The organism is Acidimicrobiia bacterium (assembly GCA_036271555.1).
In the GTDB taxonomy this organism is placed as follows: Bacteria; Actinomycetota; Acidimicrobiia; order IMCC26256; family PALSA-610; genus DATBAK01.
In genome coordinates this window covers 1-15,805 of the sequence record DATBAK010000002.1, presented here as the reverse complement: position 1 = coordinate 15,805, position 15,805 = coordinate 1, and the positions used below count along the sequence as shown (strand labels likewise).

18 protein-coding genes are annotated in these 15,805 nt (G+C 70.3%); 10 read left to right on the top strand and 8 right to left on the bottom strand.

The window, feature by feature from the left end; genetic code table 11:
• Positions 1-20: 20 nt before the first annotated feature.
• Both VH914_00880 and VH914_00875 read right to left on the bottom strand, forming a co-directional pair.
• The gene (locus VH914_00880) at positions 21-788 is read right to left on the bottom strand and encodes an ABC transporter ATP-binding protein (protein ID HEX4489732.1); all 768 of its coding nucleotides are present in this window, start codon (positions 786-788) and stop codon (positions 21-23) included.
• A 39-nt stretch (positions 789-827) separates the two neighbouring features.
• Positions 828-1,328, bottom strand: coding sequence for a nucleoside 2-deoxyribosyltransferase (locus tag VH914_00875; GenBank protein HEX4489731.1), 501 nt, complete (start codon positions 1,326-1,328; stop codon positions 828-830).
• A 23-nt stretch (positions 1,329-1,351) separates the two neighbouring features.
• On the opposite strand from VH914_00875, the gene VH914_00870 reads away from it, so the two are divergent.
• Positions 1,352-2,122, top strand: a complete 771-nt coding sequence (locus VH914_00870) for a DUF429 domain-containing protein (protein ID HEX4489730.1) — start codon at positions 1,352-1,354, stop codon at positions 2,120-2,122.
• Positions 2,122-2,844, top strand: a complete 723-nt coding sequence (locus tag VH914_00865) for a hypothetical protein (protein HEX4489729.1) — start codon at positions 2,122-2,124, stop codon at positions 2,842-2,844. Before VH914_00870 ends, VH914_00865 begins: the two co-directional genes overlap by 1 nt.
• 1 nt (position 2,845) lies before the next feature.
• Here the strand turns inward: VH914_00865 and VH914_00860 are convergent, their stop codons facing one another.
• The 4 genes from VH914_00860 to VH914_00845 are packed head-to-tail and all read right to left on the bottom strand — an operon-like array spanning position 2,846 to position 6,546.
• Positions 2,846-3,238, bottom strand: coding sequence for a DUF2237 domain-containing protein (locus tag VH914_00860; GenBank protein HEX4489728.1), 393 nt, complete (start codon positions 3,236-3,238; stop codon positions 2,846-2,848).
• The gene (locus tag VH914_00855; GenBank protein HEX4489727.1) at positions 3,231-4,730 is read right to left on the bottom strand and encodes a metallophosphoesterase family protein; all 1,500 of its coding nucleotides are present in this window, start codon (positions 4,728-4,730) and stop codon (positions 3,231-3,233) included. The genes VH914_00860 and VH914_00855 overlap by 8 nt, the downstream gene beginning before the upstream one ends.
• Positions 4,731-4,765: 35 nt before the next feature.
• The gene (locus VH914_00850) at positions 4,766-5,734 is read right to left on the bottom strand and encodes an electron transfer flavoprotein subunit alpha/FixB family protein (protein HEX4489726.1); all 969 of its coding nucleotides are present in this window, start codon (positions 5,732-5,734) and stop codon (positions 4,766-4,768) included.
• 35 nt (positions 5,735-5,769) lie between these two features.
• Positions 5,770-6,546, bottom strand: a complete 777-nt coding sequence (locus tag VH914_00845) for an electron transfer flavoprotein subunit beta/FixA family protein (GenBank protein HEX4489725.1) — start codon at positions 6,544-6,546, stop codon at positions 5,770-5,772.
• A gap of 134 nt (positions 6,547-6,680) precedes the next feature.
• Here VH914_00845 and VH914_00840 point away from each other — a divergent pair, with 134 nt between their 5' ends.
• The 6 genes from VH914_00840 to VH914_00815 all read left to right on the top strand — a co-directional run bounded on the left by VH914_00840 (position 6,681) and on the right by VH914_00815 (position 11,208).
• On the top strand, positions 6,681-7,613 hold the full coding sequence (locus VH914_00840) for an ABC transporter ATP-binding protein (GenBank protein HEX4489724.1): 933 nt from the start codon (positions 6,681-6,683) through the stop codon (positions 7,611-7,613).
• Positions 7,610-8,518 (top strand): ABC transporter permease subunit, encoded by a 909-nt coding sequence (locus VH914_00835; GenBank protein ID HEX4489723.1) that lies wholly within the window; start codon positions 7,610-7,612, stop codon positions 8,516-8,518. The genes VH914_00840 and VH914_00835 overlap by 4 nt, the downstream gene beginning before the upstream one ends.
• Before the next feature lie 15 nt (positions 8,519-8,533).
• The gene (locus VH914_00830; GenBank protein HEX4489722.1) at positions 8,534-9,745 is read left to right on the top strand and encodes a geranylgeranyl reductase family protein; all 1,212 of its coding nucleotides are present in this window, start codon (positions 8,534-8,536) and stop codon (positions 9,743-9,745) included.
• A gap of 28 nt (positions 9,746-9,773) precedes the next feature.
• Positions 9,774-10,160 carry an SRPBCC family protein gene (locus VH914_00825; protein HEX4489721.1) on the top strand — a complete coding sequence of 129 codons (387 nt, stop codon included), beginning with the start codon at positions 9,774-9,776 and terminating at the stop codon, positions 10,158-10,160.
• A 43-nt stretch (positions 10,161-10,203) separates the two neighbouring features.
• Positions 10,204-10,470: a YdeI/OmpD-associated family protein gene (locus tag VH914_00820; protein ID HEX4489720.1), complete on the top strand. Its 267-nt coding sequence runs from the start codon at positions 10,204-10,206 to the stop codon at positions 10,468-10,470.
• A 93-nt stretch (positions 10,471-10,563) separates the two neighbouring features.
• The gene (locus VH914_00815; GenBank protein ID HEX4489719.1) at positions 10,564-11,208 is read left to right on the top strand and encodes a DUF2510 domain-containing protein; all 645 of its coding nucleotides are present in this window, start codon (positions 10,564-10,566) and stop codon (positions 11,206-11,208) included.
• Between the two features lie 107 nt (positions 11,209-11,315).
• On the opposite strand, the gene VH914_00810 is transcribed toward VH914_00815, so the two are convergent.
• Both VH914_00810 and VH914_00805 read right to left on the bottom strand, forming a co-directional pair.
• Positions 11,316-12,371, bottom strand: coding sequence for a zinc-binding dehydrogenase (locus VH914_00810; GenBank protein HEX4489718.1), 1,056 nt, complete (start codon positions 12,369-12,371; stop codon positions 11,316-11,318).
• Positions 12,372-12,471: 100 nt separating this feature from the next.
• On the bottom strand, positions 12,472-12,831 hold the full coding sequence (locus tag VH914_00805; protein ID HEX4489717.1) for a VOC family protein: 360 nt from the start codon (positions 12,829-12,831) through the stop codon (positions 12,472-12,474).
• A gap of 151 nt (positions 12,832-12,982) precedes the next feature.
• Between VH914_00805 and VH914_00800 the strand changes: the two genes are divergently transcribed.
• Positions 12,983-14,203, top strand: a complete 1,221-nt coding sequence (locus VH914_00800) for an acyl-CoA dehydrogenase family protein (protein ID HEX4489716.1) — start codon at positions 12,983-12,985, stop codon at positions 14,201-14,203.
• Positions 14,204-14,324: 121 nt separating this feature from the next.
• Positions 14,325-15,805 (top strand): carboxyl transferase domain-containing protein (locus tag VH914_00795; protein HEX4489715.1); only part of this gene is annotated, 1,481 nt, incomplete at its 3' end.

Here is a 15,805-nt window from a genome sequence, read left to right as displayed (position 1 = left end):
GAGGGAACGCGAGTCGGTACTCATAGCGGATGATCCGTCTGTTGCGCGTCGTGGATGTCGTGGCGTTGCTGCGCGAGCTCGAGGAACACGCCTTCGAGGTCACCGTGCCCGTAGTGCTCGGCGATCTCGTCGGGCGTGCCGTCGGCGACGATGCGCCCGTGCGACAGGAACACGACGCGATCGCACACCTTCGCGACCTCGTTCATGTCGTGGCTCGTGATGAGCAGCGCGGTGCCGTCTTCGTCGCTGAACTGTCGAAGGCCGTCGCGCACGCGCCCGGCGACGTCGGGGTCGAGCGACGCGGTCGGCTCGTCGAGCACGAGCAGCCGGGGCCGGTGCAGCATCGCGCGCACGATGCCGACGAGCGTGCGCTGCCCCGACGACAGCTCGTTGCCCATTGCCTCGGCGAGGTGCGGGATGCGGAAGCGTTCGAGGCCTTCCTCGATCTGCGGCGTCGGGTCGGCGATGCCGTAGAGCTGCGCGTACAACCGGAGGTACTCGCGCACGCGCATGCGTTCTGCGAGCGGCAAGTAGCCGGCCGCGAACCCGATCTGCGCGGCGGCGCGACTGCGCTGACGATCCATGCGGAAGCCGCACACCTCGATCGTCCCGATGTCGGGCGTGATCACCCCGAGGATCATCAGCAGCGTGGTGGTCTTGCCCGCGCCGTTGGGGCCGAGCAGCCCGAGTCGTTCCCCCGCGTGCACGACGAGGTCGACGCCGTCGACCGCCCGCGCGCGTTTGAAATCCTTCACGAGCCCGCGCGCGACCAGGACCTCGGATTCCATCGCCGCCGATCCTCGCCCGCCGCGGTCGTGCGCTGCCACTCAGTTTCCGCCGGCCGCGACGAGCCGGGTCAGCGCTTGGATCGCGCGGTCGAGCGTCGTGCAGATCGTTCCGCCGGTCGACTCGACGAACCACTCGACCTGCAGGTTCACCGTCGTCGCTTCGTTGTCACCGCCCGGCCTCAGATCGGTGCGGAGGCCGACCACGGGGCGCGACCGCGCGGCCGCGTAGCCGATCTCCGCGGCGGTCCCGCTGTCGACATCGGAGCCGTCGAGGATCGCGAGCACACACGATGCGGCGCGGATGAGCTCCGCGTTGCGCGCGCCGATCGCGCGATTCACGTCGGGCAGGCGTGCGATGCGGTCGCGATGACCGCGTTCGAGCGCGAACACTGCGAGCTCGGCGGCTTCGAGCACCCACGGGTCGAGCGGTTCGAACCCCGCGTCGACGAGCGCGGGCAGCACCACGGACTCGTGATAACGCCGGCCGGACTCGCTGAAGCCGAGCGGACCGGCCACGTACACCTTCGGGCGCGACGCCATCGGCAGAGCCTACGGTCGGCACCGTGGTCGACCCGCTCTGCATCGCGATCGACTGGTCGGGCGATCGGACCCCGCGCGGACAGCAGGCCCGCATCGTCGCCGCGACCGTGCGCGACGGCCGCGTCGTGGAGGTGCGCGGCGGACGGACGCGCGCCGAGGTGTTCGACGCGCTGCGAGACGTGAACCGGCCCGCGCTCGTCGGCCTCGACTTCTCGTTCTCGGTCCCGGCCTGGTTCGCGCGAGAGCACGCGTGCGCGACGGTCGACGACGTGTGGGCGCTCGTCGCCGCGCACGGTGAGACGTGGTTGCGCGATTGCCCACGGCCGTTCTGGGGCCCCGCGGGCACGCGGTGCGGGATCCCCGTCGACGCGCGCTTCCGCGTGTGTGAGGCGCAGTTGCGCGCGCAGGGCCGGCAGCCGAAGTCGATCTTCCAACTTCGTGGCGCGGGCGCGGTCGCGACCGGCTCGCTGCGCGGCATGCCCGGGCTCGCGCGACTGCGCGCCGACGGGATCGCGGTGTGGCCCTTCGACGCCATGGGCGATCGCGCGGTGTTCGAGGTCTACCCGTCGCTCTACGCGAAGGTCGCGACGAACGACGCCGAGGGTCGCGCCGGTCACCTCGAACGGTTCGGAGCCGATGTGCTCGGTGCGCGCGAGCGCGAAGCCGCGATCGCGACCGACGACGCCTTCGACGCCGTCGTGAGCGCGCTCGCGATGTGGGAGCGACGCGTCGAGCTGCGCGCACTCGAATCGGCGCGCGACCCGATCACCGCGATCGAAGGTGCGATCGCCTGATGGTCGCGGCCTTCCCGGGTTTGCACTGGAACGACGATCCCCACGCCGTGGTGTGGGTGCGGTTCGCGCTGCGGCCCTGGCACCCACTTCCGTTGCGGATCGCGTCGCTCGTGCCCGCCGCGTTCGCCGCGCACGGCCGCATCCTGCATCCGCTTCGTGACGACACGGGCTCGGTCCGCTGGTCGCAGTACGCGGGGCGAGCGTTGGACTCCGACATTCGGTTCAACGAGCTCGTCGGCCTGTCCGACGACTTCGTCCGGCACTCGACGCTCCCGCCGCCGTGGCACCAGCCCGACGACGGCTCGCTGCCGCGATCCGTCTGCGCCGCGCTCGCGACGATCCTCGCCGGCTTCACGGCGACGCCCGAGGACTGCTTCTTCGCGCTGTGGGTCGGCTACGGATGGTCAGAGATCCAGCAGCTCAAGACCGAGCGCAAGCCCCAGCTCGGGCTCGAGCACCGCGATTGCTACGTCTTCCGCGGGCCGATCACTGCGGCGATCGCGGTCGAATCGAGGGATGGCTGGTTCCAGTCGCCGACCGCGTGGTGGCCGGCGGATCGCGCGTGGTTCGTCGCGACCGATGTCGACGGGTACTGCTCCTACGTCGGCGCGAGCGCCGACGCGATCGACGCGCTGGTCGCGAGCACCGACGTCGAGGTGCTCGCATGTCGCTCCGACGACTTCATCGACCCGAGCCCGTACCCGCCGCGCCGGCCGGGCTGACTCAGCCGTCGAGCGCGCCGGGGCTCTCGGGCACGTCGACCGCGTGCTGCTGCAGCACGCCGAGCGGAACGATCTCGAGCGCGCGCTCGTGTGTCGACGCGAGCACGACCGGCGCGGCCGCGCCGTCGAGGTGCGCGCGCAACCAGTTCGCGGCGGTGACGCACCACCGGTCACCGGGCACGAGGCCGGGAAAGCGGTATTGCGGCATCGGCGTGATGAGGTCGTTGCCGATGCTGCGTTGATGCTCGAGGAACTCGGCGCTCACGACCGCGCAGATCGTGTGGCTGCCGAGATCCTCCGGTCCGGTGTTGCAGCAACCGTCGCGGTAGAAGCCGGTGAGCGGCTCGGTTCCGCACGGCTCCAGGTCGCCGCCGATCACGTTGCGCTCAGGCATGCGCCGGTTCCTCGTCCCGCACGCGCTTCAGGTCCGACAGGTCGTGGGCCACGACGGTGTTGCGATCCGACACGTGGTTGCCGAGCGCGAACTGCGGCCACAGCCCGGCGATCTCCTGCCGACTCCGTTCGCTCCATCGCCGCGCGAGATCGGTCCGCGTCTTGTAGAAGTTCAGCGCGAAGCCGCCGGTGTGCAGCCGCAGCAGCGAGAAGCCGCCCGGATACTCCTTGCCCGCCGCGATCTCCTGGTGCGTGACGCTCGGCGCGAGCGGGCTGATCGTGCGGTGGTTGCGATGCGTGTGGCCGGCGTGGTGCAGGAACATGCCCGGCATCGCGTCGTAGTCCTGGAGGATCGTCGTCGCCTGCGTCGGGTCGAGCGTGTTGCTCGCCGAGACCGGGAACGGTGACTCCTCGACGACGAGCGGATGATGGCCGAACACCAACGTCGGCTGGTTGCGGTGCGTCGCGAGCTCACTGCGGAACCACTCGTATTGATCCGGCGAGAGCGCGCCCGCGTCGCCGCCGTCTCCGGGCTTGTCGTAGGTGTCGATGCCGACGACGCGCAGCCCGCGCAGGTCGCGGCTGAAGTACGTCGGTTGGTCGCCCGGGAAGAACCGGTCGTGGAAGCAGTCGTTGCCCTGCCACTGCCCGACCCGGCAGTTCGCGTACGGATCGCCGACGTGCGCGCGATCGTGGTTGCCGCGCACGACGAGATAGTCGCTCCCGTACTTCCCGAACTTGCCGAGCAGCTGCCCGGCATGACTCAGATCGTGCGGCACCGCCTCGGCCGAGATGTCGCCCGCGGCGAGCAGGTAGTCGGCATTGAGCCGGCTCGCGTCCTGCACGAGCGCGGCGAGCATCACCTGCGTGTACTTCGGGAGGCCGGGCTCCTGCTGGATGCCGGGGATGCTCGTGCCGCCGAGGAGTCCGGCGGTGAGCTCGCCCATGTGCAGGTCGTTGCAGAGCACGATCGAGAAGAGGAACGAGCCGGGCGGCGGCTGCGGCGTCGTGAAGCTGTACGGACCGCCGGACGCGATCCCGAAGTCGGACGTGCCGACCGCGTTGCCGTCGATCAGCGTGAACTGCGTCGGCAGCGCGGGCTGCCCGTTCGACCAGGCGCGGTAGTAGTACGTGCGCCCGGGCTCGAGGCCGTCGATCTCGACGTAGTGATACGGCGTGTCGTCCTGGAAGCTGCCCGCGACGTGGTTCAGCCGCCCCGGATGCGTGCCCCAGTGCACCTCACCGTGCGTCGGCGCGGGCACCATCCGCCCGAGGCCGTCGTCGGTCCCGGTGAGGCCCGTGTACCAGGTGATGACGGCGCGGTCCTCGGCGAGCGTCACGAGCTCGAGGTTCACCGGCGTGATCGCGCCGCGCTTGGGCGCGGCCGCGGCGACCCCGCTCAGGAAATGGAGCCGCTGCATGAGCAGGGGCGAAGCCGCCCCCACCGCGGTCCAGCGCAGGAGGTCTCGACGCGTGAAATCGCAGCCCGGCACGGCGCGAACCTACCGCCACCGGGCGTGGCGCGGGGCTAGCCGTGTGCCTTGATGGCCTCGATGAGCGCGGGGACGACCTTGTGCGCGTCACCGACGATGCCGAGGTCGGCGACACCGAAGATCGGCGCCTCCGAGTCCTTGTTGATCGCGATGATGTTGTCGCTGTTCTTCATCCCGACGAGGTGCTGCGTCGCGCCGGAGATGCCGATCGCGATGTAGACCTTCGGCTTGACCGTCTTGCCGGTCTGACCGACCTGCAACGCGTACGGCACCCAGCCCGCGTCGACGATCGCGCGCGACGCGCCGAACGCGCCCTTGAGCAGCTTCGCGAGCTCCTCGACGAGCGGCTTGTAGTTCTCGGCGGCGCCGAGGCCGCGTCCGCCGGAGACGACGACCGCCGCTTCCTCGAGCTTCGGGCCCGTCTGCTCCTCTTCGAAGCGCTCGAGCACCTTGGCTTCGGCCGCGCGCCCCGCGTCGACCGCGCCGACTTCGACGACTTCCGCCGCGCCGCCGCCGGACGCCTCGGCCGCGAACGACTTCGGCCGGATCGCGACGAGCGCCGGCTTGCCGGCCTTCGACTTCGCGTCGACGTTCACCGTGCCACCGAAGATCGCGGTGCCGAACTGCACGTCGTCGCCGGCGAGCGAGAGGCTCATTCCGTTGGTGAACACCGGCACGTCGAGCCGCACGGAGAGGCGCGCGAGCGCGTCGCGGCCGTCGTAGCTCTGGACGAACAGCACCGCGTCGGGCTGGTGCTCGGAGACGAGACCGGCGATCGCGACACCCGCGACCGCGCCGGGCAACGCGCCCGCGGGGTCGACGTGGAAGACCTTCGTCGCGCCGTACTCGCCCACCTGCGTCGCGACCGCGGTCGCGTCGTCGCCCGCGTACACGACCTCGACCGTCGAACCGAGCTCACGCGCCTTCGTGAGGAGCTCGAGCGTCGCCGAGGTCACCTTGTCACCCGCGGTCTCGGCGAAGACCCAGACCTTCGAGAGCGTCATCGGAGTCGATATCCCTTCGTCGTTCGCAGCGTCGATCAGATGACCTTGAGCTTCTCGAGGAACGCGACGACCTTCTCGAAGCCGGTGCCGTCGTCCTCGAACTTCTCGCCGGCCTGGCGCGCGGGCGCAGGCTCGACGTTCGTGATCTCCTGGCGCGCGCCGGCCCAGCCGACCTGGTCACCGAGACCGAGGTCGCTCGCGGTGACCTGGTCCACCGGCTTGTTCTTCGCGGCCATGATCCCCTTGAACGAGGGGTAACGCGGCTCGACCACACCGGCCGTCACGCTCACGACCGCGGGGAGCGACGCCTCGACGACGTCGTAGCCCGCTTCGGTCTGGCGCTGCACCTTCGCCTTGCCGTCGGCGATCTCGACGTGCTTCGAGAACGTGAGCGCGGGCCAACCGAGGATCTCCGCGACCTGCCCGGGGATCGTGCCGGTGTACCCGTCGGTCGACTCGGTCGCGGTGAGCACGAGGTCGGTGTCGCCGAGACGCTCGACGCACTTCGCGATCACCTTCGCGGTGCCGAGCGCGTCGGTGCCCTCGCACGCGGGATCGGAGACGAGCACGGCCTTCGCCGCGCCCATCGCGAGCGCGGTGCGCAGTCCCGACACCTCGTTGTTCGGTGCCATCGAGACGAGCGTGACCTCACCGCCGCCCGCGGCGTCGACGAGTTGCAGCGCCATCTCGACGCCGTAGCTGTCGGACTCGTCGAGCACGAGCTTGCCCTCGCGCTTCAACGTGTGATCCGCGTCGAGCGCACCGGGCACCGCGGGATCGGGAATCTGCTTCACACAGACGACGACGTTCACGTCGGAGGTCTCCTCATCGCACGAAGTCGGCCGACGATTCTGGCCCGCGCGGCCCGCCAACGTCGAACTGCCCGCCGGCCCGTCCGGACCGTGGGTACACGCTCGTCGCGTCGCGACGTGCCAGGGTTTCGCCCGTGGCGGCGATCGAAGCCCGGGGGCTCGTCAAGGAGTATCGGAGCTCGCGGGGCGCCGTGAAGGCGCTCGACGGGCTCGATCTCGAGGTGCCCGAGGGCGGCGTCTTCGGGTTCCTCGGCGCCAACGGTGCGGGGAAGACGACGACGATCCGCGCGGTCGTCGGCCATCTCGTCGCCAACGGCGGGACGATGCGCGTGCTCGGCGCCGAGATCCCGAAGGCCCTGCCGAAGATCATCGACCGCGTGGGCGCCCTCGTGGAGCAGCCGCTCTTCTTCCCGGGCTTCAGCGGGCGCCGCAATCTCGAGCTGCTCGCGCGCAGCCGCAAGTTCCCGCGCTCGCGGGTCGACTCGGTGCTCGAGACCGTCGGCCTGGCGCCGCGCGCCGACTCGCGGTTCGCGACCTACTCACTCGGCATGAAGCAGCGGCTCGGGGTCGCCGCGGTGCTGTTGAAGGAGCCCGAGCTCTTGATCCTCGACGAGCCGGCGAACGGGCTCGACCCCGAGGGCATCCTCGAGATGCGCACCCTGTTGCGGGAGCTCGCCGGGCAGGGGCGCACCGTCTTCGTGTCGAGTCACCTGCTGGCCGAGGTGCAGCAGACGTGTGACCGCGTCGCGATCGTGGCGCACGGCCGCACGATCGCGTCGGGCACCGTGCACGAGCTGTTGCAGGGAACCGTCGCCCGCTTCCGCGTCGCCATCCCCGGCGGGCCGCAGGAGCTCTCGAACGCGGTCGACGCGCTCAGCGCGGCGGGGTTCCGCGGCACACACGACGAGCGCGGCCGGCTCGTCGTCGAGGTCACTTCCGATCGCGCGCACGAGGTGACGCGCGCGCTCGCGGCGGCGTCGATCTACCTCGCCGAGCTGAGCCCGGTCGAGCGCACGCTCGAAGAGGCGTTCCTCGAGATCACGCACGAAGATCGCGGACAGCAGTGAGCGCGCTGGTCGCGACGGAGCTCCGCCGCTTCTTCTCGCGCCGGCTCGTGCACGGCGCGTTCGCGTTCGGCATCGCGATATCGGTGCTCGTGCTCGTGATCCTCACGGTCCGCTCCGACTTCCGCACCGACACGATGGGTCGGACCACCCAATGTCCGGCGCCGACGGCCGCGCCGGGCGCCCCGGCCACCGCCCCCGCCACCATCGCGCCCACGGACCCCGGCGCGAGCTGCGTCACGAGCAACGTGTCGCAGCGCCGGGATCATCGTCTGAAGATCGGGTCGAACTTCTCCGGCACCGTCCAGGGAACCGGCGTCGCCATGGTGTTCGTCGCGTTCGTGATCGGCGCGTCGTTCATCGGCGCCGACATGGCCGCGGGCTCGCTCGGCAACCAACTCGTGTTCGAGCCGCGCCGAACGCGCGTGGTCGTCGCGAAAGCCGTCGCGGTCGGAATCGCCACGGCGTCGTTGGCCGTGGTGCTCCTGCTCTGGATCGGGCTCCTGCAATACGTCGGGTCGGAGATGCGCGGCGTCGTCGCGGGACTCGACGGATCGTGGTTCGCGGCGCGCGCGGGCGACATCGTGCGGGTCGCGGCCGCGGTCGGGCTGGCCGCGGCGACGTCCTACGCGATCACCGTCGTGACCCGCCGGACGGTGGCCGCGGTCGCGGGCCTGCTCGTCGTCGGATGGGTGAGCGCGATCATCGGCAATCTCCACGCGTGGCACTGGGTCGGCAAGTTCAATCCGGCGACCGCGTTCGTGATCGTCGCCGTCGACCCGCGTCTCGCCGTCGCCGACCGGTCGCGCACGCTCACCACGGGCGGCGCCGCCGTGTCGGCCTGCGTGTGGACCGTCGGCCTGTGCGTGTTGGGCATCTTCGTGTTCGGGCGGCGCGAGGTGCGCTGAGTACCGTCGGTCCCGATGGACCGGCCGTTCGATGTGATCGTGATCGGCGCGGGACCCGCGGGAGTGGCTGCGGGGATCCGCGCGGTCGAGCACGGGCTCGCGACCGTCGTGCTCGACGCGGCGACGTTCCCGCGCGACAAGACGTGCGGTGATGGGCTCACCACGAACGCGCTGCGGTTGCTCGAGGAGCTCGGCCTGCCGCGTGCGGCGCTCGGATGCGACGCGTACGAACCGGTGCGCGAGGTCGTGCTGGTCTCTCCGTCGGGTCGACACGTGCCGCTGCCGATCGGTGCGGGCGGCGAGCGCGCCGGCGTCATCTCGCGGCTGCAACTCGATCAGGCGTTGGTAGACCTCGCGCGCTCGCGAGGTGTCGACGTGCGCGAGTCGTGGCGCGTCGCCGCGGTCTCGCCGACGTCGCGCGGCGTACGGGTTCTCAGCGACACCGAGGCCGAGCTGTCGGCGCGCTTCGTGATCGCGTGCGACGGCCACTTCTCCCCCGTCCGCCGCGCGTGGCAGGGAACCGGGCCGGAGCTCGGTGAGTGGCACGCGGCGCGCCAGTACTTCAGTGGCGTCACCGATCGACGGCTGTGGGTCGACTTCGAGCGCGACCTGTTACCCGGGTACGCGTGGGTGTTCCCCTTGCCCGGCGGGCGCGCCAATGTTGGGTTCGGCGTCCTGCGCGACGGCCGCAAGGGTCGCGATCTCAAGGCGCTGTGGCCCGACCTCTTGGCGCGTCCCGTGTTGCGCGACATCCTCGGGCCGGCCGCGGTTCCGGAAGACCGCGTGCGCGCGTGGCCGATCCCCACGCGGTATCGCGCGGCTTCACTCGCCGACGGGCGCGTGCTGTTCGCGGGCGACGCGGCCGCGGTCGTCGACCCGATGACCGGCGAAGGCATCGCGCAGGCGCTCGAGACCGGCATGCTCGCGGCGACTGCCGTTGCGGATGCGCCCGATGATCCCGAGCTGGTCGACGCGCGATACCGACGCGCGGTCGCGCGTGCGCTCGGCACCGATCTTCGCTTCGCGGGCATGTTGCAGCGGGTGTTGGCGCGGCCCGCGCTGGCCCGCGGGGCGATCCGAACGGTCGCGATCAACGACTGGACCCGGCGCAACTTCGCGCGCTGGATGTTCGAGGACTATCCGCGCGCCGCGCTGTTCACGCCGCGCCGCTGGCACCGGGGCATGTTCGTGGGAGCGGGCGCGTACGGGGCCGACGTGACAGTCTGAGCCGCCGATCGACGGAAGGAAGCGTTCCATGGCCAGTGGCATCAGTGAAGTCGACATCGACCGCAGCGCCGACGACGTGTGGAAGGTCGCGGGCGACTTCGCCGGCCTCGCGTCGTGGATGCCGGGGATCGAGAAGTGCACGCTCGACGGCGATGTCCGCACGATCGAGATGAGCGGCATGGAGATCGGCGAGAAGTTGGTGGCGCGCGACGACGCGGCGCGCGCGATCACGTACTCGATCGTCTCCGGGCCCGCTCCGGTCGAGCATCACGAGGCGACCATCACGGTGACGCCGAAGGGCGCGGGCTCGCACGTCACGTGGAGCGTCGACGTCGCGCCCGACGAGATGCTCGATCTCTTCACCGGCATCTACCAGCAGAGCCTCGACGCCTTGAAGGCGCACGTCGAAGGCTGATCGAACGCTGATCGAACGCTGATCCAATGCTGATCGCAATCCGATGAGCAGCCCGCGGGTGCCGGGTGGGGTCGTGCACGAGCTTCCGACCGACCTGCGTAGCGCGCTCGTCGCCAACTCGACCGCGCTCGCGCTGTGGAAGGACATCACGCCGCTCGCGCGCAACGAGTTCATCTGCTGGGTCGAGGACGCGAAGCAGGAGAAGACGCGAGAGCGTCGCATCCGCCGGACGCAGGAAGAGCTCGAAGACGGCATGCGCCGCCCGTGCTGCTGGCCCGGTTGCAAGCACCGCGAGCGCACCGGCAGGTAGCGGTCGGCGGTGCCCTACGATCGCCTCGTGGGTGGCGTCGGGTTGGCCATGGATGGGCCGTCGAGACGTCGGCGCGCGACAGCGTGGCTGTACGTGAAGTACGTGCGCAGCGTCTACTACGAGCAGGAGCACCCGTTCCGCTTTCAAGCGATCTCCGCGGTGATCATGGCGGCGATTCTCTGGCTCGTTCTGCGCGGGATCGACGGCGGCTCGCGCGAGCTCTACCAGAGCCCTTGGCAGTACGCGCTGGTGTACTCGGCGAGCTTCTCCGCGGTGCGGGTGTGGAAGGTGCACCGCCCCAAGGCGCGCTGGCGGTTCCGGCGGTGGGCGACGAAGCACCCGACACCCGACCAACTCGCCGACCCCGCGTTCGTGGAGGCGATGCTGGACCGCCGGCCGTTACCCCGCGGGAGCGCGTTCGTGCGGTGGTGCGGCTGGACGCTGCTGAGCTTCGTCTTTCTGTTCATCCTTCTCGGGATCGTCGTCGAATCGATCGTCCCGCAGCGCGGCGGGCAGCCCAGCCCGCTGGGTCCGATCGTCGCGTTGGTGTGCGCGGCGCCCGCGATCGTGGTGCTCCGGCTGTATTGGCCGCCGTTGCGCGACTGGCCGCGCGCGGTGCCGGAAATCGGTTGGTATGCCGACCCGGCCGCGGGTCATGAGCTGCGTTACTGGGACGGCAGCCAATGGACCGAGCACGTCTCGGACCACGGAACGCAATCGATCGATCCGATCCAGTAGGCGACACCGACGGGCAGCGACGCGCGTACGTCGATCGCGCGACGACCGTGATCGTGCGCGCGCTTCAGATACGGAGCACCACACGACCAGAGGAGCGCGCGACGGGCTCAGGCCGGCGTGATCGCAGCCGGCGCGTCCGGCTCGACGAGGATCTTCACGTGGTCGTCGGGTGAGCCGAGCGCAGTGAACGCGTCGGCGACACCGTCGAGACCGCAGACGCCCGTGATCATCGGGGAGACGTCGATCTCGCCCTCCGCGATGGCGCGCAGCGTGTCGGCGAACTCGAACGGGTCGTAGGCGAACGAGAAGATCAGCGTCAGCTGCTTGAGCTGCGGGAGAACCGGGCGAATCGTGTCCGGCTGCATGCACGAGCCCACCACCACGACGCGCGCCATGGCGGGAGCCGAACGGATCGCGAGTCCGAGCGAGCCGGGCACACCGATCGCGTCGAAGATCACGGGCGTGCCACCGCCACCGCCGCGCTGCCAGGCGTCGATCGGATCGTCGGACGCAGGATCGACCGCGACCGTCGCGCCCATGGCCAGCGCGGTCGCGCGCCGGCGCGGCGAGAAGTCGCTCGCGACGATCGCACTCACGCCGAGCCGGCGCAGCTCCGCGATCACCGCGAGCCCAACCGGACCCGCACCGTGCACGATCGCGGCATCCCGCTCGCCGAGACCGCCGCGCGCGACCGCGTGTCGCCCCACCGCCATCGGCTCGGTGAGCGCGGCGCGCCGCGCCTCGAGGCCGTTCGGCACCTTGAGACAGATGCCCGCAGTCAACCGCATGAGCTCCGCGTAGCCGCCGTTGTACGCGTTGCTGTACGAGCCGACGGGCTCCATCCCGTTCGCCGTCAACGCGATGGGCAGTGACGTGACGAGATCACCGGCGCCGAGCGGCACCCCCGCGGTCGACGGCCCGAGCTCCACCACTTCCGCCGCGAACTCGTGACCCATCACGTAGTCGCGTCGCGGATCGAACCGCATCGGCACGCCGACCTCGTGCGCGGCATCGACGAGCTCGTCGGCGTGCACGAGCGCGTGCAGATCCGAACCGCAGATGCCACACGCACGCACGCGGACGAGCGCCTCGCCGGGACCGGGAACGGGATCGTCGATGTCGTCGACGACGATGGCTCGATTCCTGGCGACCGCGGCACGCATTGCGGTCAGTCTCGCGCCGGCGAGCCGCGAGCGAAGCCAGCACGCGATCTCGCTCACTCCCATCGCGCGTCATGGAGGGCGAGCTTGGGAGCCCGACCGGTCAACTCTTGTCGATCACGCAGAACTTGTTGCCCTCGGGGTCGGCGAGCACGACGAAGTCGGGGTCGGGCGGATACCGGTCCCAGTCGACGCGCGTCGCACCGAGCCCGATCAACCGCGCGACCTCCACGCTCTGGTCGGCCGCGTACAGATCGAGGTGGACGCGCGGATATTGCTGCACGGGCGTCTCGCTCAGATCGAGCGCGAGGTGCGCGCCGTCACCCGAGCGCGGCACGAGGATCGTGAAGTCGTCGTCGGCGGCGACGGGTCGCTTCGGCACGTAGTCGAGCACCTGCATCCAGAACGAGACCGCGCGCCCGAGATCGCCGACGCCCATCACCGTCGTCCCGATCTGCAGCACGCCGCCATTCTTGACCACGTGGTCAAGGCGCGGTGACACTTCCGCGCAGCGTTGCGCGCCCACAGCGGCGAGCACAGCGAGCAAGCGACCTCGTCCATTCCCGTCACGCGTCGCGGAGGGCGAGCTTGCGAGCCCGACGAAAGGAAGCACCGTGCCCATCGACTTCAGCCTCTCGCCCGAGCTCGAAGAGATCCGCGCGACGACGCGCGACTTCATCGAGAACGTCGTGAAACCGATCGAGAAGGGCATCGACCCGAACGACCGCAAGTCGCTCATCACCGGCATCATCGAGATGCGCAAGGCCGCGCAGGAGCGCGGCATCTGGCTACCGCACATGCCGAAAGAGTGGGGCGGCATGGGCCTCGGTCACGTGCAGCTCGCGATGGTGCAGGCCGAAGCGGCGAAGACCGGCTTCGGTCCGTTCGCGATCAACGCGCAGGCGCCCGACGAAGGCAACATGCACACGCTGCTCCATTGGGGCACCGACGAGCAGAAGCAGAAGTATCTCAAGCCGCTGTGCGAGGGAACCGCGCGCTCGTGCTTCGCGATGACCGAGCCCGAGGTTGCGGGCTCCGACCCGACGCTCATCCGCACGCGCGCGTACCCCGACGGCGACGAGTGGGTGATCAACGGCCACAAGTGGTTCATCAGCGGCGCGCACCGCGCCAACTTCGCGATCCTGCTCTGCCGCACCGAGGACGATCCCGACCTGCCTCAGGCTGCGAACACCGCGTTCATCATCGACCTCCCGTCCGACGGTTGGACGGAGGTCCGGCAGATCGAGACGATGCACGGCTCGACCGGTCACTCGGAGATCCGCATCGAGGATCTGCGTGTGCACGACGACCAGATGCTCGGCGGTCGTGGGCAGGGCCACCTACTCGGTCAGTACCGACTCGGTCCGGCGCGGCTCGCGCACTGCATGCGCTGGATCGCGCAGGCGGAGATGGCGCTCGACATGATGGTCGACCGTTCGCTCAACCGCTACGCGCACGGATCACTGCTCGCGGAGAAGCAGGGCATCCAGTGGATGATCGCCGACTCCGCGATGGAGCTGTACCAGTCGAAGCTGATGGTGCTGCACGCCGCGTACAAGATCGACAACGGCGAGGACTTCAAGAGCGAGGTGTCGATGGCGAAGCACTTCGTCGCCAACTCACTGAACCGCATCATCGACCGCGCGATCCAGGTGCACGGCGCGCTCGGTTACTCGAAGGACACGCCGCTGGCCGACATGTACCAGCACGCGCGGTGGGCCCGCTTCGCCGACGGCGCCGACGAGGTCCACCAGATGCGCATCGCGCAACGCACGATCGCGGCGTACAAGGACGACGGCTCCACGCGCGCTGCCACCGGCAACTTGCCGCTTTGACGGTGAAGCTCCCGACCGCGCTCTCCCCCGCGCGGCGAAGGCGCGAGCGGAGCGAGCGTCGAGCTCGCCAGCGAGCGAACCAGTCCGCGACCCGGAGGGGAGCGGGCGTAGGAGCGAGCGAATGAACTGGTCACCGGAGCTCGAGGAGCTCGGGAGACGCATCGAGCTCGCCGCGCGCATGGGCGGCGAGGAGAAGGTGGCCAAGCACCGGTCGTTGGGCAAGTTGCCGGTGCGCGAGCGCATCGCGCGGCTGCTCGACGACGACTCGTTCCACGAGATCGGCGCGCTGACCGGACGCGCGACCTACGACGAGGACGGCAAGCTCGTCGACGTCGTCCCCGCGAACTTCGTGATGGGGCGTGGGCGCATCGACGGGCGCACGGTCGTCGTCGGCGGTGACGACTTCACCGTACGCGGCGGCGCGGCCGACGCGTCGATCTTCCAGAAGCAGGTGCACGCAGAGCGCACGGCCCACGACCTGCGGCTCCCGATCGTGCGGCTCGTCGACGGCTCGGGAGGCGGCGGCTCGGTGAAGACGCTCGAGACCGAGCGCCGCTCCTTCGTGCCGTTCAACCCCGGATGGGAGTGGGTCGTCGCGAACCTCTCGACGGTTCCCGTCGTGTCGCTCTGCCTCGGCTCGGTCGCCGGTCTCGGCGCGGCGCGCGTCGTCACGAGTCACTACAGCGTGATGGTGAAGGGCACTTCGCACCTCTTCGTCGCGGGTCCGCCGGTCGTCGCGCGCCTCGGCGAAGAGACCGACAAGGAGACGCTCGGCGGCAGCGCGATCCACACGCGCAACGGCGTCGTCGACGACGAGGCGGAGAGCGAGGAAGACGCGATCGCGAGAGCACGACGCTTCCTCTCGTATCTCCCGTCGTCGGTGCACGAGCGACCGCCGCGCGCCGAGCCCGCCGATGATCCCGAGCGAAGAGACGAGTGGCTCGTTGACGCGATCCCGCGCGATCGCCGCCGCGTCTACAAGGTGCGGCCCATCATCGACGCGCTCGTCGACCGCGACTCGTTCATGGAGATCGGCCGGCACTTCGGCGGCCCCGCGGTCACGGGACTCGCGCGCCTCGACGGCCGGCCGGTCGCGTTACTCGCGGGCGATCCGTATCACTACGGTGCGGGCTGGACCGCGGCGGCGGCACAGAAGGTCACGCGCTTCGTCGACCTCGCCGACACCTTCGGTCTTCCGGTGGTGCGCCTCGTCGACAATCCCGGCTTCGTGATCGGTCGCGCCGCCGAGGAGGCCGCGACGATCCGCTACGGCGCGCGGGCGCTCGCCGCGATCTACCAGGCGACCGTCCCTTGGTGTTCGGTGATCGTGCGCAAGGTGTACGGCGTCGCGGGCGCCGCGCATCAGAACGCGTCGCGTCTGTCGTATCGCTACGCGTGGCCGTCGGGCGCGTGGGGCAGCCTGCCGCTCGAAGGCGGCATCGAAGCCGCGTACCGCGCCGAGCTCGACGCGGCACCCGACCGCGAGGCGAAGCGCGCGGAGATCGAGGCGCGTCTCGTCGCGCGGCAGTCGCCGTTCAAGACCGCGGAGGCGTTCCTCGTCGAGGAGATCATCGATCCGCGCGACACGCGCCGTCTGCTGTG